This window comes from Algoriphagus aquimarinus, from assembly GCF_007997215.1.
In the GTDB taxonomy this organism is placed as follows: Bacteria; Bacteroidota; Bacteroidia; order Cytophagales; family Cyclobacteriaceae; genus Algoriphagus; species Algoriphagus aquimarinus_A.
Genome location: NZ_VORW01000014.1, coordinates 1 through 21,144, shown reverse-complemented (window position 1 = coordinate 21,144; position 21,144 = coordinate 1). Strand labels below are relative to the sequence as shown.

The window sequence follows — 21,144 nt, the reverse complement described above, 5'->3', positions numbered from 1 at the left end:
ATCAATGATAGAATTACCTGTTATTACCGAAGAAGCAACTCGAAGAAAAAAGCCTGATTGGCTTAGAGTGAAACTCCCGGTAGGAAAAGAATACGCCAAAGTCCGCAAGTTAGTAGACGAGCATAAGCTTCATACTATCTGTGAAAGCGGCAATTGCCCAAATATGGGCGAATGCTGGGGTGCTGGCACTGCTACCTTTATGATTTTAGGAAATGTATGTACGCGTTCCTGCTCATTTTGTGCAGTAGCGACTGGCCGACCGCCGGAGTATGATACTGACGAACCTAGAAGAGTAGCCGAGGCTATAAAACTCATGGGAGTAAAACATGCTGTTTTGACTTCTGTGAATCGAGATGAGCTGAAAGATAAAGGTGCTGAAATATGGTATCAAACGGTCGTTCAGACTAAAGAGCTTTCTCCTGAGACTACTATCGAAACACTTATTCCAGATGTGAAATCAAATTGGGATGCATTATATCGAATGATCAGTGCTGGTCAGGAAGTTGTTTCTCATAATATGGAAACAGTGGAAAGTCTTTATAGAAGAGTTCGCCCACAAGCAAAATACGCCCGCTCATTGGAACAGACCAAATTGACCAAGGAGTTTGGTAAAAGAACTAAAACTGGTATGATGCTAGGTCTCGGAGAGAAAAAAGAAGAAGTATTAAAAGCGATGGATGACCTAGTAGAGCATGGCTGTGATATCCTGACGCTGGGACAATACCTTCAGCCTACCAAAATGCACATAGAAGTTGCTGAGTTTATACATCCAGATCTTTTTGCAGAATACAGAGAAGAAGGTCTGGCAAGAGGATTGAAATACGTAGAGTCTGGTCCGTTGGTGAGATCATCTTACCATGCAGAGAGACACGTGAACGTATAAATTTGTCAGCTCGTGAAAATTTAAAGCACACTTTCGGGTGTGCTTTTTTATTCCTAATTTTTCAATATTTTCATGTCTAATAGAATGGATAGAATTCACAATAAACTACAACCAAATGGTAAAAATTGAAAAAATCGGAGTTTCTTCCGCTGCAAAAATTTACAGCTTGACACTTGGCGTTTTAGGCTTTGTGATTGGAATATTTTATGCGCTTTTCTTTTCCATATTCTCAGGTCTGTTAGGTGATGAAATGTATTCTTATGGCCTAGGGTTGGGGATTGGAATGGCGATAGTCTTCCCGATTATTTATGGAATTATAGGTTTTATCGTAGGGGCATTAGGAGCAATAGTCTATAATTTTGTGGCTTCAAAAATTGGAGGTTTGGAAATTCAATTCTCAGAAGACGATAAAATTCCATTACTATAAACCAAAAAAAGGCTACCATATGGCAGCCTTTTCATTCTAGAATGAGAGTATATTAAACTTCTTCACTAGCATAATCTTCCACTGGAATACAGCTACAGATCAGGTTTCTGTCTCCGAATGCAGAATCAATTCTTCGTACGGTTGGCCAGAATTTATTTCCTTTCACATAGTCAAGAGGATAAACAGCTTTTTCTCGAGAATATGGTAATTCCCACTTGTCTGTAAGAACCATCATCGCCGTGTGAGGTGCATTTTTCAATACGTTTTCTACTCGATCAGCTACTCCATCTTCGATCTCTTGGATCTCTGCGCGAATAGAAAGCAACGCATCACAGAATTTATCCAATTCAGCCTTAGTCTCAGATTCAGTAGGTTCAATCATTAAGGTGCCCGCTACTGGGAAAGACACTGTAGGCGCATGGTATCCATAATCCATCAAACGCTTAGCGATATCTTCTACTTCCACTCCAACTTCTTTGAAAGCTCTGCAATCCACAATCATCTCGTGAGCTGCTCTTCCCTGAGTACCTGTATATAAAATCGGGAAATGATCTTTCAATCTTTCCTTAATGTAGTTAGCATTTAGGATTGCCATTTTCGTAGCATTTGTCAAGCCATCTCCGCCCATCATAGCGATGTACGCGTAAGAGATTGGCAAAATGCTCGCGCTACCATAAGGTGCCGCCGAAATAGAAGATACAGCCTGCTCACCACCTGCTTTCACCAAAGGATTGCCTGGAAGGAAAGGAGACAAATGACTTGCGACACAAATCGGCCCCATGCCCGGTCCACCACCACCGTGAGGGATACAGAAGGTTTTGTGAAGATTCAAGTGACATACGTCAGCACCAATTCTGCCTGGGCTAGTCAATCCTACCTGAGCATTCATATTAGCACCATCCATATAAACCTGTCCACCATTTTCATGGATGATTTCGCAGATTTCCTGAATTGCCACTTCGAATACTCCGTGTGTGGAAGGATAAGTCACCAAAAGCGCGGACAAATCTTTCGAATGAGTAGTGGCTTTTGATTTTAGATCTTCTAGATCAATATTTCCTTTTTCGTCACATTTCACCAAAACCACTTTCATTCCAGCCATGACAGCGGAAGCAGGGTTGGTGCCGTGAGCGGAAGTTGGGATCAACGCTATATTTCTGTGATGATCACCTCTGCTCTGGTGATAGGCACGGATTACCATTAGTCCAGCAAATTCACCTTGCGCGCCAGAATTTGGCTGAAGGGACGTGTCTGCAAAACCAGTGATTTCATTCAACCAATGTCTCAAGTTTGCAAAAAGCTCTTGGTATCCAGCAGTCTGATCGGTTGGAGCAAATGGGTGCATCTGTCCAAACTCAGGCCAAGTCACCGGGATCATTTCAGCTGTAGCATTTAACTTCATCGTACATGAGCCTAGAGAAATCATAGAATGTACCAACGATAAATCTTTATTCTCCAAACGCTTGATGTAGCGAAGCATCTCGTGCTCACTTTGGTAATCATTGAATACTGGATGAGTCAAATACTCAGAAGTTCTCACAAGTCCTTCTGGCAATTCTAATTCAATCTCAGAAGCCAAAGCCGAAAGGTCTGGGGCTTCTACTCCTTTTGCTTTCGCAAAAACCTCCACTACTGAAGCGATATCTTCTAAAGTCTTGGCTTCGTCAAAAGTCAAGAAAACTGTATCGTAATCGTAACGGAAATTCATTTCCGCAGAAAGTGCTAAAGATTGGATTGCATTAAGCGACTTGGCTTCTATGCTTACTTTGATGGTGTCAAAGTAATTTTTGGAAGTAACCTCGTAACCCAAATGCTCAAGAGACTTAGCAGTAAGTTTCGCTAGTCCATGTGTTCTAAGTGCAATATTCTTTAGACCTTTTGGTCCGTGATAGACAGCATAGAAGCTAGCCATGACAGCCAAAAGAACCTGTGCAGTACAAATATTTGAAGTTGCTTTTTCTCTTTTAATATGTTGTTCACGTGTTTGCAAAGCCATTCTGTAAGCTTTGTTGCCTTCACGATCCTGAGAAACACCGATGATTCTACCTGGAATCTGACGCTTATAAGCGTCCTTAGTAGCGAAGAATCCTGCGTGTGGTCCACCGTAGCCCATCGGAACGCCAAATCTCTGAGAAGAACCAATCACCACATCAGCGCCCATTTCACCTGGAGCAGTCAATAGTGTCAATGCTAAAAGATCAGCTGCAAAAGCTGTTGTCACATTATTCTCTTTTGCTGCAGCGACGATAGCAGAGTAATCACGCGCTTCGCCATCTGCGTCTGGGTATTGGAAGAGCACTCCGAAAAGATTCTCATCTGTCAAGTCCAAAGAATCAATTGATCCGAAAACCAACTCAATTCCAACTGGCTCAGCTCTAGTTTCTAATACAGCTTTGGTCTGAGGGAATACTTTTTCGTCGACAAAGAATTTCGTTGCATTCTTTTTCTCTCTTGGTTTCACTGCAAAAAGCATATTCATCGCCTCAGCAGCAGCAGTTCCTTCGTCTAGAAGTGAAGCATTTGCAAGCTCCATTCCAGTCAACTCCATGATTACAGTCTGGAAATTGATCAAGGCTTCCAATCGGCCTTGAGCGATTTCTGCCTGATACGGAGTATAGGCAGTGTACCATCCTGGGTTTTCAAGTACGTTCCTCAAAATCACACCAGGTACTAATGTGTCATAGTATCCCAAGCCTATAAATGACTTGAAAACCTTGTTTTTAGAAGCGAGTTTTTTGAAGTCTTTCAAAAACTCAGACTCTAACTTTGCAGCAGGAAGATCCAACGGGCGATCCAGTTGGATAGATTTCGGTACTGTTTGGTTGATTAATTCCTCTAAAGATGAGGCTCCGATTTTCTCCAGCATCGCTGAGATTTCTGCATCTGTCGGGCCATTGTGTCTGCTCTCAAATTTGACAGCATTAGAAAGATTGATCTTCATATAAGAACGTTAAGACGATGAACTATTTGGGTTTGAAATCCTCTAATTTTTCAAGGTGCGAAGGTACAATTTATTGAAAGATAATGCTTTCATGCCCTCTATTATTTCCTATGTATAACATCAAAATATATAAACGGTTTATTGTAGGGTAGAAAAATTCTCTAGTTTAGCGCCTGAAATGCAAAAAGATTGAAATTACCTATAGTCTATCATGCTTAAGTATTGAGTTCCTAAAAGTGATTTCTATTTGAATTAAAAACCTAAATATAAACTAATGAAATCGAGCATGACCTAATCGTCAAAAACTAAAGCGATCATAAAACATGCGAGATTCCATGGGACCTTTAAAAATCCAAATTAAAAACACATGAATAAAAGTCTGTTATTAACGGGAGCAATGGCTTTGGGCCTTGCTCTACCGTCATTGGCGCAGCAACCTGCTCAGGTGAAATATGCCAACACAATCACTGCAGGAGACCTAAAAGAGCGTCTTACTTACCTCGCTTCTGACGAAATGAAGGGTAGAGACACAGGTTCTGAAGAGCAAAAAGTAGCTGCTAATTACTTGGCGGATTTTTACAAAAAAATTGGTTTGACAGGCCCAGTAGCTGGAAGCTACCTGCAAGCTGTTGAGTTGGTAAGCTCTTCTTTTGGAGAGGTTTCTTTGAAAGTTGGAAAAAACAAACTTGTCAACAATGAGGATTTTGTTTTCTCCGGCGATGGAGATATGAAGAAAGCGTCTAAAACAGACCTAGTTTTCCTAGGATTAGTTACTGACGAAAACCTAGCTAAAGTCGAAGTAAAAGGTAAATTGGTTGGAATCTGGGCTGTTGGCGTAAGATCTAACGACCTTCAGACTAAAGTAATGGATGCTGGAGCTGCAGGTATCGTAATCGTGAGCATGGAAGGTCAGGCAAATTTTGACCGTATTGCTAATCGTTACAAAAGCTTAGCTGGAAAAGGCAGAGTAGGTTTCGCAAAGGAAATTGAGCAAAAGCCAGTATTCATGGTTAGCTCTGATAAAATGGCTGAATTGTTCAATACTCCTGTGGAAGTCTTGAAAGAAGCTGCAAAAACAAACCCTGAGTCTATCAAGTCCCAAAAAGCTACTTACCAAATCGAGAAGAAAATCGAAGAGGTAGAAAGCTCAAACGTAATGGGCTACCTCGAAGGAACTGATAAGAAAGACGAATTGGTAGTAATTTCATCTCACTACGATCACGTAGGTGTAAGCAGCACTGGCGAAGTATTCAACGGCGCTGATGATGATGGATCAGGAACAGTATCTGTTACTGAAATTGCTGAAGCATTTGCTTTGGCAGCAAAAGATGGAGTGAAACCAAGAAGATCTATCCTTTTCCTAAATGTAACTGGTGAAGAGAAAGGCCTTTTGGGATCTGAATACTACTCTGAGCACCCAATCTTCCCATTGGAAAACACAGTAGTAGATTTCAACATTGACATGGTAGGTAGAATTGACTACGAATATCAAGATGCTGAAAACAAAGATTTCGTCTATGTGATTGGTTCTGAAATGCTCTCTACAGATTTGAAAAAAATCTTGGAGTATAACAACATCACTTACTCTGACTTGATCTTGGATTACAGATACGATGCTGAAGATGATCCTAACAGATTCTACTACAGATCTGATCATTATAACTTTGCAAAGCATAATATCCCCGTAGCATTCTTCTTCAATGGAGTTCATGACGATTATCACCAGGTAACTGACACGGTGGACAAAATCGAATTCCCGCTAATGGAAAAGAGAGCAAGATTAATCTTCCATACAATTTGGGATATTGCCAACAGAGAAAATAGAATTCGAGTTGATGGCACAAACAACAGAGCTGAGAGATAATTAAGCTTTTATAAATAATTGAAAGGCTATTGGAGAAATCCAGTAGCCTTTTTTGGTATAGGGGAAATTTCAAAAAGGCAAATTTGTCCTTTTAAGACTTCGATACAGATGAAAGATTAAGTTTGAGAAGACTGAAATGGGGTCAGTCCGAGTAAGAAAAATTTAGAATTTATAAAACAAAGATGACGGTGTCAGCCTGAGCGAAGTCGAAGGCTCTTTTAAAATAAGTGAAGTGATTGTCCTCGACTTCACTCGGACTGACACTATTTGTGGTGAAAAACAAAATCCGTCATTGGTAGCGAAGTTGAGGACCTTTCGATTTCGAGACTCTCGTCTCTCAAGTACTCAAGGTGACTACCATTCCGCCACCATTCGTACCACACGAACGGTCACAGCCAAAACTAAACTGCGTCAATATCTTCGAACATTGCTGTAAAAAAAATTGATTACACTTTTCCAATCTTCAATTTTTATAAAAAGGTATCTTTGCCTTCCGAACGTAATCAAAATATCCGTGTACAAATCTCTGCTCAAGCCCCTCTTTTTCCTCAAAAAACCAGAAGATGCTCACCACTTCACGGTAGATCTCACAAAGTTAACTTTCAATCTCCCTGTAATCGGCTCAATAGTAGAATCGACTTTTCATCTGGAGGACAAAAGTTTGGAGCGAGAGGTTTTTGGGTTGAAATTTAAGAACCCCGTAGGTTTGGCAGCAGGATTCGATAAGGATGCAAAGGTCATTGATGAAATGGCCATGCTAGGATTTGGCTTCATCGAAATCGGGACTTTGACACCAAAACCTCAGGAAGGAAATCCTCAGCCTAGACTATTTAGACTTCCGCAAGACGAATCTCTGATCAATCGCATGGGTTTTAATAATGGAGGCGTTTACGAAGCAGTGGAGCGATTGAAGAAGCGAAAGTCAAACGTACTGGTAGGAGGAAATATTGGTAAAAACAAAGTCACTCCAAACGAAAATGCGGTGGACGATTATTTGATTTGTCTGGAGGCATTACATGATCACGTAGATTATTTCGTGGTCAATGTGAGTTCGCCGAATACACCAAATCTCCGCGACCTTCAGGAAAAGGAACCTCTTAAAGCTTTGCTCCAAGCGGTGAAAAACGCGAATGACCTCAAGCCAAATCCTAAGCCTATACTTCTGAAAATTGCTCCTGATCTGACCGATGGACAATTGGATGACATCATCGAAATCGTACAGGAAACCAAAATTGATGGTGTAATAGCGACCAACACCACTATAGACCGTTCACAATTGAGCACATCGAAGGAAGAAGTGGAAGCCATAGGAGCAGGTGGAGTGAGTGGGAAAATTTTAGGGAAAAGAAGTACAGAAGTCATCCGATATCTATCTGAAAAGTCCAACAAGGCATTCCCAATCATCGGAGTGGGCGGAATCTTTTCTGCTGAAGACGCAATAGAAAAACTCGAAGCTGGAGCTAGCTTGGTTCAAGTCTACTCGGGCATGATTTATGAGGGACCTGGGCTGATCAAAAAGATTAAAAAAGGATTATTGGCTCATTTTTCACAATAATTTGTCAATCTCAATTCATTAATCTTATCTTAAATCGGATTTGAATCGCATACATGGCCACCAATTCACCTAGGACCAATACTTTTAGAAAAAAAGCAGAACCCACCAAAAAGAAAGGAGCAGGCTTCAAAGCGCCGAGCTTTTCATTTGGGAAGTTTAATACTACCAAGTTTGTCTTGACACTTGGTATTTTGCTCATGTCAATCGCTTTCTTTTTGATGATCGCTTTTATCAGCTATCTATTGAATGGTCCTGCAGATCAGAGTTTGGTCATGAACAATAGTAGTGAAGCGATTCGGGAAACCGCTCGTGAATCAACCAACTGGCTGGGATATCTGGGAGCTCAGGCTGGAAACTGGATGATCTATCGTTGGTTTGGTGTGGCAGCATTCTTATTTCCTCCATTTCTGTTTTTATTAGGATTCAAGTGGGCATTTAAAATTTCATTGGTTTCCCTCACTCGCTATACTACTTTCGCACTTTTCTTCACGTTCTGGCTCGGTTTATTGACTGGCTACATTGTGATTTTGATTGAGGGATATTCCTACTGGAGCTTCCTCTCAGGAGGTTTTGGATATGAATTAGCCAAACTTTCGGCAGATTTTCTGAGTTGGGGAACATTCATTTTATTGGGTGGATCCATGCTTATTTTCGTGATTTTCTTCTTTGATATTGACAAATTAGATTGGTTCAGCAGCAAATCTTCAGATTCCGATATGGACGATGATGAGTTGGAAATAGACGCGGCATCTCCAGTGAAAAATCCTTTCAAAGATGAGGATGAGTTGGATGAGGAAGAAGAAATCGATGACGATGGGAGCTCTTGGACGATTAAGGAAGATAATCTCAATGCTCCAATCGAACTCAAACCAGAGTCCAAACCAAAGCCCAAAAAAGAGGAGATTGCATTCGATGTCCCTCAACTGAATATTCTCGACCCTGTAGTGGAGCGTGAGCATGAAAAAGTATTGGAAAGTAATTTCTCAGTGGTAAAACCAGCCGGTGAAGAAAAAACTGCTGAGGAGGTTGAGAATTTGGATGCATATGATCCTACACTTGATCTTCCGCATTACAAATACCCTACGCTTGATTTGCTCAATGAATATGACGTTCAGAAAGTCACTGTGAGCCGTCAGGAACTTGAAGACAATAAAAACAAGATTGTAGAGACGCTTGAAAACTTCAAGATCGGAATTCAGGAGATCAAAGCGACGATCGGGCCGACAGTTACATTATATGAAATCGTCCCTGAACCAGGTGTGAAAATCTCCAAAATCAAAAATTTGGAAGATGATATTGCCTTGAGCTTGGCAGCTTTGGGGATTAGAATTATTGCTCCGATACCAGGAAAAGGTACTATCGGTATAGAGGTTCCTAACAAAAATAGAGAGCTAGTTCCTGCCCGGGCAGTTTTGGGTACAGAGAAATTTATGCGTTCGGACAAGGATCTACCGATTGCTTTGGGCAAGACTATTTCCAACGAAGTGTTTGTGGTGGATTTGGCAAAAATGCCTCACTTGCTAATGGCAGGTGCGACTGGTCAAGGTAAATCTGTGGGCTTAAATATGATCTTGGCTTCTTTGATTTACAAGAAGCATCCATCTCAATTGAAGTTTGTTCTAATAGATCCAAAAAAGGTAGAATTAACACTTTTCAATAAGATCGAAAGACACTTTTTAGCGAAACTTCCAGGCGCCGAAGAAGCTATTATTACCGATACCAAAAAGGTGATTTACACGCTGAATTCTCTTTGTATCGAGATGGATAATCGATATAATTTATTGAAAGACGCAGGCACAAGAAACCTGAAAGAATACAACGCGAAATTCGTCGCACGCAAGCTTAATCCAGACAATGGCCATCGCTTCATGCCTTACATTGTATTGGTAATTGATGAATTAGCAGATTTGATGATGACTGCTGGCAAGGAAATCGAAGGTCCAATCGCCCGTCTGGCACAGCTTGCCAGAGCAATTGGTATTCACTTGGTTGTCGCCACACAAAGACCATCTGTAAATGTCATTACCGGTATTATCAAGGCGAATTTCCCCGCACGTCTTTCTTTCCGTGTGACTTCCAAAATCGATAGCCGAACTATCCTCGATACGGGCGGAGCAGATCAGCTTATTGGTATGGGAGATATGCTCTTATCCCACGGATCAGAGATAACGCGTATCCAATGTGCATTCTTAGATACGCCTGAAGTAGATGCTATTTGTGATTGGGTTGGAGAGCAAAAAGGTTATTCAGATGCTTATTTACTTCCTGAATTTGAAGGAGAAGATTCTGACAATTCGATTGGGAGTGTTGATTTTTCGGATCTCGATCCACTTTTCAATGATGCTGCAAGACTACTCGTAATGCATCAGCAAGGAAGTACTTCTTTGATTCAGCGAAAACTGAAGTTGGGCTACAATCGTGCAGGAAGAATCATCGATCAATTGGAAGCTGCTGGTATAGTGGGAGCATTCGAAGGATCAAAAGCTCGGGAAGTGCTCGTTCAAGATGAAGCTAGTTTGGAACGGTTATTGAATAGTTTGTAAAAGCTGTTCAAGTAGTTCAAGCAGCTCCTTTACATGAAAAAATTCGCCCTAGTTTATACTCTTTTTCTAGCCTTACTATTATCATTCGAAGCCTCCGCTCAAAAAGATCCAAAAGCAAAAACTGTTTTGGATGCTATGAGCCAAAAGTTTCAAGCAATGAATGGTTTCACGGCTAATTTTGACTTTACTTTCCAAGATGCTTCTGGACCTGGAGATCGCCAAACAGGGGATATCGCGGTGAAAGGTGAGCAGTATAGACTCAAGCTGCCAGATCAGGAAATCTATAATGATGGCAAAACGGTTTGGACTTTTATCCAATCGGATAACTACAAGGAAGTCACCGTCAACGATGCTAATCAAATGGAAGGCGAGCTTACACCTTCTAATATTTACCGACTTTACGAATCAGGCTATAGCTATAAATTGATAGGAGAAAAGCAATTTCAAGGCAAAACGGCTTATGTTGTAGAATTGCTAGCGGAAAAAAATAATGCGCCTTTCGAACAGGTTAAATTGATGATTGACAAAAGCAATTCAAATCTTCTGGGATGGGAAATGTTTGACGGTCAAGGAGGAGTTTTTTCTTACACCTTCAAAAACCTAAAACTTAACGCTAATCTTCCTGCATCCTATTTTGTATTTGATACTAAGCAATACCCTGGAATTGAAGTTATCGATTTGAGGTAAGAGGTTAGTTCTTTATAAAGCGCTTAATTTGATATTAAACACCGAACCACCTTGAAAGAGGTGGTTTTTTGGTTTAAGGCCTTTAAAGAATTTGATAACTTACCCCTAACATAATGAATTCATGGGTTTCTTATCTTTAGGCTTTCCTTCAAACGGCTACAATTATGCGAACATTCTTACTTTCTCTTTTCATTTTTTCAATAGGCATTTTTTCATGTGCCACAAAAGAACAATTGAAACCCACCAAACAATGGTACAAAGGCAATCTTCACACGCATTCTTACTGGAGCGATGGGGATGATTATCCAGAGATGATTATGGATTGGTACAAGTCACATGATTATGATTTTGTGGTACTTTCTGATCACAATACGTTGGCAGAAGGCGAGAAATGGAAGCTTCTGCCAAAATCTCCTTCGCATGAAGCTGGCTTCGAAAAATACCTTGCCAAATACGGGGAAAGTGGAGTTGAATACAGAAAAGACTCTGCAGGCAGAATTGAAGTAAAACTGAAAACCTTAGCAGAATATGCGCCCATGTTTGAAGAAGAGGGGAAGTTTCTGATAGTTAAATCACAGGAATTGACAGATTCATATGACAAGAAACCTCTTCATATGAACGTCACCAATATCCGAGAAAAAATAGAACCTCAAGGTGGTAATTCAGTTTCAGAAGTAATGCAGCGGAGTCTTGATAAAGTAAAAGCACAGCGGGATTCTACTGGAGTACCTATGTTTTTGCATATCAATCATCCGAACTTTATCTGGGCGATCACTCCTGAGGACATTATTGCTTTGGATGGAGAGCGATTTTTTGAGGTTTATAATGGCCATCCGCAAGTACATAATTATGGTGACTCACTTCGACCAAGCATGGAAGTTTTATGGGACAAAGTTCAGGTGGCATATCTCCAAGAAGAAAAACCCTTATTATATGGTCTGGCTGTAGATGATGCTCATAATTACCATGTGTTTGATGAAAACAGTAGCAATCCAGGTAGAGGTTGGGTAATGGTGTCGTCCGAAAGTTTGGAGCCAGCATCTCTCGTGGAAGCTATGGAGCGTGGGGATTTCTACTCCAGCACCGGAGTGACTTTAGAGTTTGTAGATTTCGATGGGAAAACACTCAGTGTCGGGGTACAACCTGAAGAAGGAATTACCTATGCGATTCAGTTTTTTGGCACAAAAAAACCAAGTCCTGAAGCTAGCGGTGTATTGTTGAAAGAGGAGCAAGGTGAAAAAGCATCTTATACTTTGGAGGCAGGTGATATGTATGTCCGGGCAAAGATCATTTCTTCCAAACCCAAAGAGAATCCTTATCAGTTGGGCGATACAGAAGTTGCATGGACGCAGCCAGTAGTAGACTAAAGATCAAACTTGTTTTTGGGGCCTTAAAGGATTTGAGCGAAATTGAAATTAATTTCAAATTTCAAATTTCTAGTTCCCTTGCAATCCCGACCGTATTCTTACCTCTTTTCCATTTCGTATTTCGGCGCCAGATATAAAGGCTGGGCGCCACAACCGAATCAACAGACGGTACAGCGGAGGTTGGAGCGAGTGCTTCGACACGTGATGGGGCATGAGGACTTTTCTCTGATCGGAGCAAGCAGGACTGACGCTGGCGTTTCTTGTATTGGGGGATATGTGCAGATTTTCCTTCGGGAAAAAGTTGATTATATGAACACACTTCTGCCTCAATTCAATGAACACTTGCCTCAGGATATTCGACTCAATTCCGTGCAGGAGGTTGCCACAGACTTTAATTTGATCCAATCTGTAACGCAGAAAAGCTACCGTTACTATTTCACTAATTCCCTGTCTTTTCATCCTTTTGCTTCTGCGTTTACGGTCAATGTGCCTGGCGAATTGAATTGGGAAGCGATGAAGGAAGCTTGTAAGCTATTCATAGGAAGTCATGATTTTAAGGGTTTTTGCAAACCTTCAGAAAATAAGACGGACTATGTACGCGAAGTTTTATCTGCTGATATTTTTACTTCAAAGGAGTTCTTGGGTCAATATTTCCCAGAAGAAATCTATTACTTCGAAATCACGGGAACAGGTTTTCTTCATCATCAAGTGCGCATGATGATGTCTGCCGTTTGGCAAATAGGTAGCCAAGAAATAAAGTTAACTGAGATTACAAGTCGATTTGATTTCCCGGATAGATTCGAGAAACTGCCTCCAGCACCCTCAAATGGGTTGGTGCTTTGGGAGACATTGTTGACAAACCTTTGAGGGTTTTAAAAGGCTGAAGAACTAGAAAAATACATTCTAAATGGCCATTTGAGAGAAGCTGATAACTAAAGGTGAAGCATAAAGCTTAAAATAACTAACGTTGCGTCGCTGCGCCGTAGCGAGAAAAAAATCAAAGCTTCAGTTCAAATACATAATCATCCATCACATAGCCATTTCCGATGTCGATGATTTCGCTTTTGATGTTTACAAAACCTAAGTATTCGTAGAAGTCTATCGCTCCCTGATTGTATTTATTTACGTTTAGCAGAAGGCTAGTCTGCTCATTTTTCAAAGCAATTTCTTTGATCGCGTTGATCAATTTCTTGCCAACTCCTTTCCCTTGAGCAGTAGGAAGAATATAGATCTTATGAATCTTCGTTTTCCCAGGTTTCTGATTGATTTCAATACCTGTAAACCCCAACTTTTCTCCACCTTCATCTGCAAGCAGAAAAGTATGGCCTTGAGTGATTTGCTTCTCAAGAAGAGCTAGGTCATAAAGCAAATTAAGCATGTAATCGATTTGCTCGGGACTAAGGATCTCTCCAAAAGTATCAGGCCAGGTGCGCTGTGCGATGGATTTGACTATTTTTAAGTCTTCTTTCGATGCTGGGTTTATTTGAATCATAGGCAGTAAAAATGAGAAGCCAATTTATCTCGATTGTATTTAAAAATAGAAACCGAGCCCCTTTTTGTGAGGCTCGGTTTCCATGTTTTTTTGTAGCAACTAGACTTTGCTTGGCTCAGGGTGAGTGTAGCCTTTTCTGTAAGGCCTTCTCAATCGCCCGGTCGCCTCTTTGTCACCAATCACTGTCATGGTCTTTGGATCGTATTTCAACGCTCTACCTCCCAAATCCATGGATATATTTGCCAAGATGCAAGAAGCAGTAGAAATATGTCCTTCTTCTATGTCAGCAATTGGAAGCGTATCGTTTCCGATAGCTTTCAGCCAATCCTGCATGTGAAGTCTGGTTGCAGGTGCTGCATTAAGTTCGATGTCTGGCTCAGTAACATCTTCTGGATATTTTTCACGTTCGAAAAGACAATCAAAATGAATTGGCTTTTCATCCTTATCTAAAGGAGTGTAATCTGCCTGCATGGTGCTTCCTGCCAGCATTCCCTTATCTCCAAAAATCTTAAATGCCCAAGGATAATTTGCATCATCTGGATTGCCCCATGTTCTATGTTGCCAAACAACATTTAATTCAGGGTATTCAAAGATTGCCGACTGGGTGTCTGAGATATTGGACTTCCCGTCTTTTTGTACATAAATGCCTCCAGAGGAAGTGATCTGTGTAGGCCAGCCTAGCTTTAGCATCCAGCGAACGGTATCAAGCATGTGCACACACATGTCTCCAGTGATGCCATTTCCATATTCTATAAATGTTCTCCACCATCGTTTGTGAGGGATCCCATCGTACGGTCTCAGTGGCGCTGGGCCTGTCCACAGATCATAATTTAAAAACTCAGGCACTGGTTCTACCGGCGGGTTACCATTAGCACGCATGTGGAAATAGCAGCAAACCTCTACGTGAGAGATTTTGCCCAACTTTCCTGTGTCAATGATCTGCTCTTTTGCATCAATCAGATGCGGGGTGCTTTTGCGTTGAGTACCGACTTGTACTTTCTTATTGTACTTCCTAGCTGCTGCAATCATCGCTTCGCCTTCAATGACGTCCACCGAAATCGGCTTTTGCACATAGACGTGAGCACCTGATTTCAACGCATCGATGCACATCAGTGCATGCCAGTGATCCGGTGAACCGATCAATACATACTCTGGCTTTTCTTTGGCTAGAAGCTCTTTGTAATCTTCATAGAGTGCAGGGACTTTTCCTGATTTTTGGCGAGTAGCCACCATATCTCCTGCGGCTTTCAGCATGTTTTTATCTGGATCACAAAGGCCGACTACTTCTACATCTGCTACTTGAATGAGTCGAAAAAGATCCGATTTTCCATACCAGCCTGCTCCGATCAGCGCCACTTGTAAGGGGCCTTCTCGATCTTTGAAGTCCATGCCTAAAAGGCCGAAACTTGCTAGTGTTGCTAACGCGGAAGAGCCTTTGAGGAAATCTCTTCTATTGAGTGTATTCATTTAGATTGGGTTTGAGGTTTATTGCATCTCTTAAGTTACATAAACAGAAATTCTTAGCAAATGAAATTGGATGAACGGACGCAATAGATGGGATTCTGAGCTATCTAAAATAATGCACCCAAAGGAGATAGTTCGGTAGTATTAATCGAATTTTGTAATAAGCTAAATTCTCTAAAAATGAAGTTTGGTTTTTATTCCTTATTTTCAAGCTAACAAAGACCTTTAAACCTACCTTTTCATGAAATCCAGAAGAATTTTTCTCCAAAAAGCAGGGCTTTCAGCCTTAGCATTAAACATTTCAACCTTTAACCCAATTTCTGCAATGCCAAATTTTCTTGACTCTAAAAAAATGGATGAGAAGCCTTTGCGAGTAGCTATCATGGGATTAGGAAGCTATGGCACAAGAGTGGCAGAGGCAATTCAAGAAACGAAGAGAACCAAGTTGGTGGGAGTGATCAGCGGTACTCCTTCAAAAGTGGAAGCATGGAAAACCAAGTATGGTATTCCTGCTAAAAACTGCTACAATTATGAAAATTTCGATGCGATTAAGGATAATCCGGACATCGATGCAGTTTATGTGATCACGCCAAATGGCCTACACAAAGACCAAGTGATTCGAGTAGCGAAAGCAGGTAAGCATGCGATCTGTGAAAAGCCTATGGCAGTCAATGCAGCAGATGGGCAAGCGATGGTGGATGCTTGTAAAGCAGCTGGTGTCCATTTGCTGATCGGATATAGAATGCACTTCGAAGCAAATACATTGGAAGTGATTAGAATGCGAAAGGCTGGTGAGTTTGGAACTCCCTTGTTTTTTCAGGGCTTAAGTGGGTTTATTATTGGTGATCCTAGTCAATGGAGGTTACAAAAGTCACTTTCGGGTGGTGGAGCGATGATGGATATAGGGATTTACTCCATCAATGGCGCCAGATATATGTTGGGAGAAGACCCAATCTGGGTGACTGCTCAAGAGACAAAGAATAATCCTGAGAAATTCAAAGAGGGAATCGATGAGACAATCCAGTTTCAAATGGGATTTCCAAGTGGTGCGGTAGCATCTTGCCTTTCCACTTACAGCATGAATAATTTAGATCGTTTTTTCCTAAATGGAACAAAAGGCTGGGCAGAAATGCAGCCATCTACTGGCTACGGGCCTATCAACGGCAAAACGAATCAAGGGCCATTAGATAAGCCACACACTACTCATCAGGCAGTTCAGATGGATGAAATGGCAGCGATTATTTTTGACGGAAAAAAACCTGAAGTTCCAGTGAATGGAGAAGAGGGAGTGAAGGATATGAAGATTATTGATGCGATTTTCAAAGCTGTTAAGACAGGAGAGAAAGTGTCGTTGAAGCTTGCCTAATCCTTAGTAGTAGATTGGCCTATCTTTCAAATCGATTGATTATACTCAATTCTTGGAAGGTAGGCCAAATCTAAATAGTTGAGTGTGCTTGCTCAGGAAGTGTCGTGAAGATTCTATTTTTTTCAAAAAATAGTTACTGCAAAAACTCGCTTTTATTAAGCGTAGAGATGGTGAGTAGCTTTTACCTGTGCCAGGAAACTGTCGAGTGCCTCATCCAAAATCTGATATATTTCCTCAAATCCTTCTTCTCCGCCATAGTAGGGGTCAGGTACGGGCATGCCTTGTGTTTCCGTTACAAAATCCCGCATCAAGTAGATTTCTTTGTCTGCAAATCCATATCGGGCTTTTAGGTTGTTCAAGTTTCTAAGGTTATTGTCATCCATTGCCAGGATATACTCGAAATCTCTAAAATCAGTACGGTTTACTTGTCTACCACGGTGCTTCAATGGTAGGTTGTATTTAGCTGCACACTTTATAGTTCGCTCATCAGGCAATTCTCCAATATGGAAATCAGAGGTGCCTGCACTGTCACTCTTAAATTGCGCTTGCATTCCAGCAGCTTTCACCTTCTGAGTAAAAATAGCTTCAGCTAAAGGTGAACGGCATATATTACCTAGACAAACAAATAAAACTCTAATCATATTATTTAAACTCTAACTGAACATGCTACTTAAAAAACTGAGGTTTTGAAAGTACTTATTTTTAGGGAAAATGTACAGCTGGATTTGTCTTTTTTTTTCATGAAAATCTCAAAACCAGTGTATTAACGATCTGCCTTAGGTGAATTTGCTGCGCATAAAACTATTTCCCGTCAAATGGCTACTTTTGACAAATGAAATGGATTTATAGAATCGGGATATTTTTTGCCAGGATACTTTTGCTCCTAGGCGGACTGTTCATGCCCAAAATTAGACATTTCTCTTCTAGTAGAAAATATCTTTTTCACAGACTTGTAGAGTTTAGGTCGAGCAATCCAGGTAATTTGGCATGGTTTCATGTAGCTTCACTAGGTGAGTATGAGCAAGCTAAGCCAGTGATCGCTGAACTAAAGCGAGTACAACCTGATCAGCTTATAGTAGTAAGTTTTTTTAGTCCGTCAGGTTTTGATAATGTGATCAAAAAGGCTCAGCCATATGTGGACTTTATTACTTATTTGCCTCTTGATAGTAAAACTATGGCAGAGAAGTTTTTAAATACCTTGCAGCCAAGTATTGCTTTTTTTGTGAAATACGATCTCTGGCATCATCATATAGCCGCAATTAAATCAAGAGGAATTCCACTTTTCCTCTTTTCAGCATCTTTTAGACCTGATCAGATTTATTTTAAGCGAGATGGGTTCTTCAGAAAGATCCTTTTTCAGTTCGATTATATTTTCACTCAAAATCAAAATACACTAGACTTACTTAAGTCGATTGACTATTCTAACACTAGTATAGCTGGGGATACGCGATTTGATAGGGTAGCAGAGACCGCCAGAAATCGAAAAGATTTCCCAGATCTACTTGATTGGGTAGGTGACTTCCCGACTGTCGTTGCAGGCTCGGTCTGGCAAGAAGATATGGATTTGCTTATTCCGTTGATGAATGCTAACCCTGGGTATAGATGGATTATTGCACCACATGATTTGAATCCAGAACCAATGAATCGATGGGCAGATCAATTATCTCTATCGACAGTTAGGTATTCGCAATGGGATAAAAAGGAAGCCCCTGATGTACTTTTCATCGATAATATTGGAATGCTAAGTTCATTGTATCAATTTGCCAAGGTTGCTTATGTAGGCGGAGCATTTGGTAAAGGGCTTCACAATATTTTGGAACCACTAGGATTCGGGATTCCTGTGATTTTTGGCAAGTTGAAAAACACCGCTAAATTTCCTGAATCTGCAGAAAGTCAGGCGAATGGTTGCGGATTTGAGGTCAGTGATGTTGAGAGTTTGAAGTTGGTCTTTGAGAAAATGGAGCAGCCAGACTTCTATCAAGAAAGTGCAGATTCAGCCCGAAAATGGGTGAAAACGAATATTGGAGCAGCAGCTAAAATCATTAATAAGGTAGAGAAACTAGTGTCAAGAGCATGAAAGGAAGAGTGATAAAATCTACCGGAAGTTGGTATTTGGTGCAGACCGACGACGAAGTCGTTGCTTGCCGATTGAAGGGGAAGTTTAAGCAAGATGACCTTAAGCTGACCAATCCTATCGCGGTGGGTGATTGGGTGGAGATGGATAGGGAAGAAAATCAGGAGACGGCTGTGATTTTTGATATTTTGCCTAGAGAAAACTACGTGATACGAAAGTCTACCCGAAAGCAACATTTTTCACACATCATTGCTAGTAATTTAGATCAGGCAATTCTTGTCATTACCATGAAAAGCCCAAGAACATCCTTAGGCTTTATAGATAGATTTCTTGTCAGTACAGAGAGTTTTAGGATTCCCGCAATTTTGGTGGTGAATAAAATGGATCAGATGTCTGGTGAGAAAGCGGATGATTGGCTTTTGGATATTCATGAGATCTATGAGCCATTGGGATATCAGGTAATTGAAGCTTCTGCATTGAAAGAAGAGAATTTGAAAGATAAATTCAAATCAGTTCTGGCTGGTAAGTCCACACTAATTTCTGGGCATTCGGGAGTAGGCAAGTCCACCTTACTAAATGCTTTAGTCCCAGAAGCCGCACAGCATACCAAAGAAGTTTCTGGTTTTACCGCTAAGGGTGTTCACACGACTACTTTTGCAGAGCTTTTTGCCTTAGAATACGGCGGTGATTTGATTGATACCCCTGGGATCAAGGAGTTTGGGATACTTGATATTGAGGATAATGAACTTTCACATTATTTTCCTGAAATGAGAAAATACCTAGGGCAATGTAAATACAATAATTGCCAGCATGTGAATGAGCCAGGCTGTGTCGTGCTGGAGAAAGTGGAGGCGGGATATATTCATCCTTACCGCTACGAAAGCTATTTGAATATCCTAAATGAGGAAGACGACTACAGATAAGCTGTTCTCTTGATTTTGAATCCAAGTAGAATTGGCCTAATTTTCATTTTTGAAAAACACCATGAGCGAAGTACTCAATCACCAACAGATAAAGAAGAAAATCACCCGAATGGCCTATGAGATCTACGAAAGAAATCTCAATTCAAAAGCCGTTGTGTTAGCAGGAATTTCTGGAATGGGGGAAACTCTAGCCAATCTTCTAGCAACAGAACTCAAAGCGATTTCCCCTTTAGAAATAGAACAAGTCAAAATCATTTTGGATAAAGCGCATGTTGCTTCTGAGGAAGTTCAGCTTTCGAATGAAATTGATCTACAAGGGAAAACGTTGATTCTGGTGGACGATGTGCTCAATACAGGAAAAACATTGGTCTATGCCATGAAGCCATTTTTGGAAGAGGAGCTTTATAAAATGGAAATTGCTGTGCTGGTAAACCGTAGTCATGGACTTTTTCCAATTCGTCCCGATTACACAGGGTTCGAACTTTCTACTACTCTTAATGAACATATCAAAGTAGATTTCTCAGGAGATAATTTCTGCGTTCATCTCCACTAATATTATGTCTGTACACTCATCTGCTAACGTCAAGCGAATTACCACGCATATTCTTCAGGAAATGAAAGATCGTGGTGAGAAAATCTCCATGCTCACAGCCTATGATTATTCTATGGCCAAAATCGTGGATGCTGCTGGGATCGATATCATCTTGGTGGGCGATTCAGCCTCTAATGTCATGGCTGGTCATGAGACTACTTTGCCTATCACATTGGATCAAATGATCTACCATGCTTCAGCTGTAGTGCGTGCTGTAAGTAGGTCTTTTGTGGTCGTGGATATTCCTTTTGGGAGCTACCAAGGAAATAGCTCTGAGGCATTGCGATCCACTATTCGGATCATGAAAGAATCTGGTGCACATGCTGTGAAAGTAGAAGGTGGATCTGAGATAAAAGAATCAATTGCTAGAATATTAAGTGCCGGAGTTCCAGTAATGGGACATTTGGGATTGACTCCTCAGTCGATATATAAGTTTGGTACCTATACGGTAAGAGCCAAAGAAGATACAGAAGCAAATAAGCTTTTGGAGGATGCAAAGCTTTTGGAAGAACTAGGCTGCTTTGCAATAGTAGTGGAAAAAATCCCTGCTGATCTTGCCAAGAAAGTAGCTGAGTCCGTGTCCATTCCCATAATCGGTATTGGAGCCGGAGGAGGAGTGGATGGTCAGGTATTAGTGATGCACGATATGCTTGGAATCACTCAGGAATTCAAACCAAGGTTCTTAAGGCAATACGCCGATCTTCAAGGAATAATGATGGAGGCCTTCGGCCAATACATTAAAGATGTAAAGAGTAAGGACTTTCCGAATGAGGGGGAGAGTTATTAAGGGATTAAAGCAAAAAAAGGCACATCACATGATGCGCCTTTTTTTATGGATATGTCTCGTCCTGAAATAAGTTGACACCAAATCGACTTATTATGGAAAAAGAAAACCTCTCTAGTGTCAAGGGGAAAAAGCGTTCGCAACGTGATTACAATTTAGGCTTTAAATTGACCCTGATTTCC

17 protein-coding genes are annotated in these 21,144 nt (G+C 40.9%); 13 read left to right on the top strand and 4 right to left on the bottom strand.

Annotation, left to right across the window (positions count from 1 at the left end; all coding sequences use genetic code 11):
* Positions 1-4: 4 nt before the first annotated feature.
* On the top strand, positions 5-883 hold the full coding sequence (gene lipA, locus ESV85_RS16210; protein WP_146919428.1) for a lipoyl synthase: 879 nt from the start codon (positions 5-7) through the stop codon (positions 881-883).
* A 115-nt stretch (positions 884-998) separates the two neighbouring features.
* Positions 999-1,310 (top strand): DUF3566 domain-containing protein, encoded by a 312-nt coding sequence (locus tag ESV85_RS16205; RefSeq protein ID WP_146919426.1) that lies wholly within the window; start codon positions 999-1,001, stop codon positions 1,308-1,310.
* 52 nt (positions 1,311-1,362) lie between these two features.
* Here ESV85_RS16205 and gcvP read toward each other — a convergent pair whose 3' ends face one another.
* On the bottom strand, positions 1,363-4,251 hold the full coding sequence (gene gcvP / locus ESV85_RS16200; RefSeq protein WP_146919424.1) for an aminomethyl-transferring glycine dehydrogenase: 2,889 nt from the start codon (positions 4,249-4,251) through the stop codon (positions 1,363-1,365).
* Between the two features lie 367 nt (positions 4,252-4,618).
* Between gcvP and ESV85_RS16195 the strand changes: the two genes are divergently transcribed.
* From ESV85_RS16195 to truA, 6 genes are all read left to right on the top strand, one after another.
* Positions 4,619-6,115 carry a M28 family peptidase gene (locus tag ESV85_RS16195; RefSeq protein WP_146919422.1) on the top strand — a complete coding sequence of 499 codons (1,497 nt, stop codon included), beginning with the start codon at positions 4,619-4,621 and terminating at the stop codon, positions 6,113-6,115.
* A 514-nt stretch (positions 6,116-6,629) separates the two neighbouring features.
* On the top strand, positions 6,630-7,670 hold the full coding sequence (locus ESV85_RS16190; protein ID WP_146919420.1) for a quinone-dependent dihydroorotate dehydrogenase: 1,041 nt from the start codon (positions 6,630-6,632) through the stop codon (positions 7,668-7,670).
* A 53-nt stretch (positions 7,671-7,723) separates the two neighbouring features.
* Entirely contained in the window at positions 7,724-10,213 is a 2,490-nt protein-coding gene (locus ESV85_RS16185; protein WP_146919418.1) for an FtsK/SpoIIIE family DNA translocase, read from the top strand.
* Between the two features lie 33 nt (positions 10,214-10,246).
* The gene (locus ESV85_RS16180; protein WP_146919416.1) at positions 10,247-10,900 is read left to right on the top strand and encodes a LolA family protein; all 654 of its coding nucleotides are present in this window, start codon (positions 10,247-10,249) and stop codon (positions 10,898-10,900) included.
* Between the two features lie 164 nt (positions 10,901-11,064).
* Positions 11,065-12,267, top strand: a complete 1,203-nt coding sequence (locus ESV85_RS16175) for a histidinol-phosphatase (protein WP_146919414.1) — start codon at positions 11,065-11,067, stop codon at positions 12,265-12,267.
* Between the two features lie 78 nt (positions 12,268-12,345).
* Positions 12,346-13,134, top strand: coding sequence for a tRNA pseudouridine(38-40) synthase TruA (gene truA, locus ESV85_RS16170; protein WP_191322035.1), 789 nt, complete (start codon positions 12,346-12,348; stop codon positions 13,132-13,134).
* A gap of 130 nt (positions 13,135-13,264) precedes the next feature.
* On the opposite strand, the gene ESV85_RS16165 is transcribed toward truA, so the two are convergent.
* Both ESV85_RS16165 and ESV85_RS16160 read right to left on the bottom strand, forming a co-directional pair.
* Positions 13,265-13,759: a GNAT family N-acetyltransferase gene (locus ESV85_RS16165; protein WP_146919411.1), complete on the bottom strand. Its 495-nt coding sequence runs from the start codon at positions 13,757-13,759 to the stop codon at positions 13,265-13,267.
* Positions 13,760-13,858: 99 nt separating this feature from the next.
* Positions 13,859-15,226, bottom strand: a complete 1,368-nt coding sequence (locus ESV85_RS16160) for a Gfo/Idh/MocA family oxidoreductase (RefSeq protein ID WP_146919409.1) — start codon at positions 15,224-15,226, stop codon at positions 13,859-13,861.
* Between the two features lie 238 nt (positions 15,227-15,464).
* Here ESV85_RS16160 and ESV85_RS16155 point away from each other — a divergent pair, with 238 nt between their 5' ends.
* Entirely contained in the window at positions 15,465-16,589 is a 1,125-nt protein-coding gene (locus ESV85_RS16155) for a Gfo/Idh/MocA family protein (RefSeq protein ID WP_146919407.1), read from the top strand.
* 155 nt (positions 16,590-16,744) lie between these two features.
* Here the strand turns inward: ESV85_RS16155 and ESV85_RS16150 are convergent, their stop codons facing one another.
* Positions 16,745-17,230, bottom strand: coding sequence for a low molecular weight protein-tyrosine-phosphatase (locus tag ESV85_RS16150; protein ID WP_146919405.1), 486 nt, complete (start codon positions 17,228-17,230; stop codon positions 16,745-16,747).
* A 257-nt stretch (positions 17,231-17,487) separates the two neighbouring features.
* On the opposite strand from ESV85_RS16150, the gene ESV85_RS16145 reads away from it, so the two are divergent.
* From ESV85_RS16145 to panB, 4 genes are all read left to right on the top strand, one after another.
* Entirely contained in the window at positions 17,488-18,666 is a 1,179-nt protein-coding gene (locus ESV85_RS16145) for a 3-deoxy-D-manno-octulosonic acid transferase (RefSeq protein ID WP_223276025.1), read from the top strand.
* Positions 18,663-19,586 (top strand): ribosome small subunit-dependent GTPase A, encoded by a 924-nt coding sequence (rsgA, locus tag ESV85_RS16140; protein WP_146919401.1) that lies wholly within the window; start codon positions 18,663-18,665, stop codon positions 19,584-19,586. The genes ESV85_RS16145 and rsgA overlap by 4 nt, the downstream gene beginning before the upstream one ends.
* Before the next feature lie 61 nt (positions 19,587-19,647).
* On the top strand, positions 19,648-20,139 hold the full coding sequence (locus tag ESV85_RS16135; protein WP_191322034.1) for a phosphoribosyltransferase family protein: 492 nt from the start codon (positions 19,648-19,650) through the stop codon (positions 20,137-20,139).
* Between the two features lie 4 nt (positions 20,140-20,143).
* On the top strand, positions 20,144-20,965 hold the full coding sequence (gene panB / locus ESV85_RS16130) for a 3-methyl-2-oxobutanoate hydroxymethyltransferase (protein WP_146919397.1): 822 nt from the start codon (positions 20,144-20,146) through the stop codon (positions 20,963-20,965).
* Positions 20,966-21,144: the final 179 nt, after the last annotated feature.

Excerpts from the sequence above, each read along its gene's own strand:
- ESV85_RS16165 (WP_146919411.1), bottom strand. The coding sequence starts at position 13,759 with ATGATTCAAATAAACCCAGCATCGAAAGAAGACTTAAAAATAGTCAAA.
- ESV85_RS16175 (WP_146919414.1), top strand. The coding sequence starts at position 11,065 with ATGCGAACATTCTTACTTTCTCTTTTCATTTTTTCAATAGGCATTTTT.
- ESV85_RS16145 (WP_223276025.1), top strand. The coding sequence starts at position 17,488 with ATGCCCAAAATTAGACATTTCTCTTCTAGTAGAAAATATCTTTTTCAC.
- lipA (WP_146919428.1), top strand. The coding sequence starts at position 5 with ATGATAGAATTACCTGTTATTACCGAAGAAGCAACTCGAAGAAAAAAG.
- ESV85_RS16160 (WP_146919409.1), bottom strand. The coding sequence starts at position 15,226 with ATGAATACACTCAATAGAAGAGATTTCCTCAAAGGCTCTTCCGCGTTA.
- ESV85_RS16155 (WP_146919407.1), top strand. The coding sequence starts at position 15,465 with ATGAAATCCAGAAGAATTTTTCTCCAAAAAGCAGGGCTTTCAGCCTTA.
- ESV85_RS16135 (WP_191322034.1), top strand. The coding sequence starts at position 19,648 with ATGAGCGAAGTACTCAATCACCAACAGATAAAGAAGAAAATCACCCGA.
- panB (WP_146919397.1), top strand. The coding sequence starts at position 20,144 with ATGTCTGTACACTCATCTGCTAACGTCAAGCGAATTACCACGCATATT.
- ESV85_RS16195 (WP_146919422.1), top strand. The coding sequence starts at position 4,619 with ATGAATAAAAGTCTGTTATTAACGGGAGCAATGGCTTTGGGCCTTGCT.
- ESV85_RS16180 (WP_146919416.1), top strand. The coding sequence starts at position 10,247 with ATGAAAAAATTCGCCCTAGTTTATACTCTTTTTCTAGCCTTACTATTA.
- ESV85_RS16185 (WP_146919418.1), top strand. The coding sequence starts at position 7,724 with ATGGCCACCAATTCACCTAGGACCAATACTTTTAGAAAAAAAGCAGAA.
- ESV85_RS16150 (WP_146919405.1), bottom strand. The coding sequence starts at position 17,230 with ATGATTAGAGTTTTATTTGTTTGTCTAGGTAATATATGCCGTTCACCT.
- rsgA (WP_146919401.1), top strand. The coding sequence starts at position 18,663 with ATGAAAGGAAGAGTGATAAAATCTACCGGAAGTTGGTATTTGGTGCAG.
- gcvP (WP_146919424.1), bottom strand. The coding sequence starts at position 4,251 with ATGAAGATCAATCTTTCTAATGCTGTCAAATTTGAGAGCAGACACAAT.
- ESV85_RS16205 (WP_146919426.1), top strand. The coding sequence starts at position 999 with ATGGTAAAAATTGAAAAAATCGGAGTTTCTTCCGCTGCAAAAATTTAC.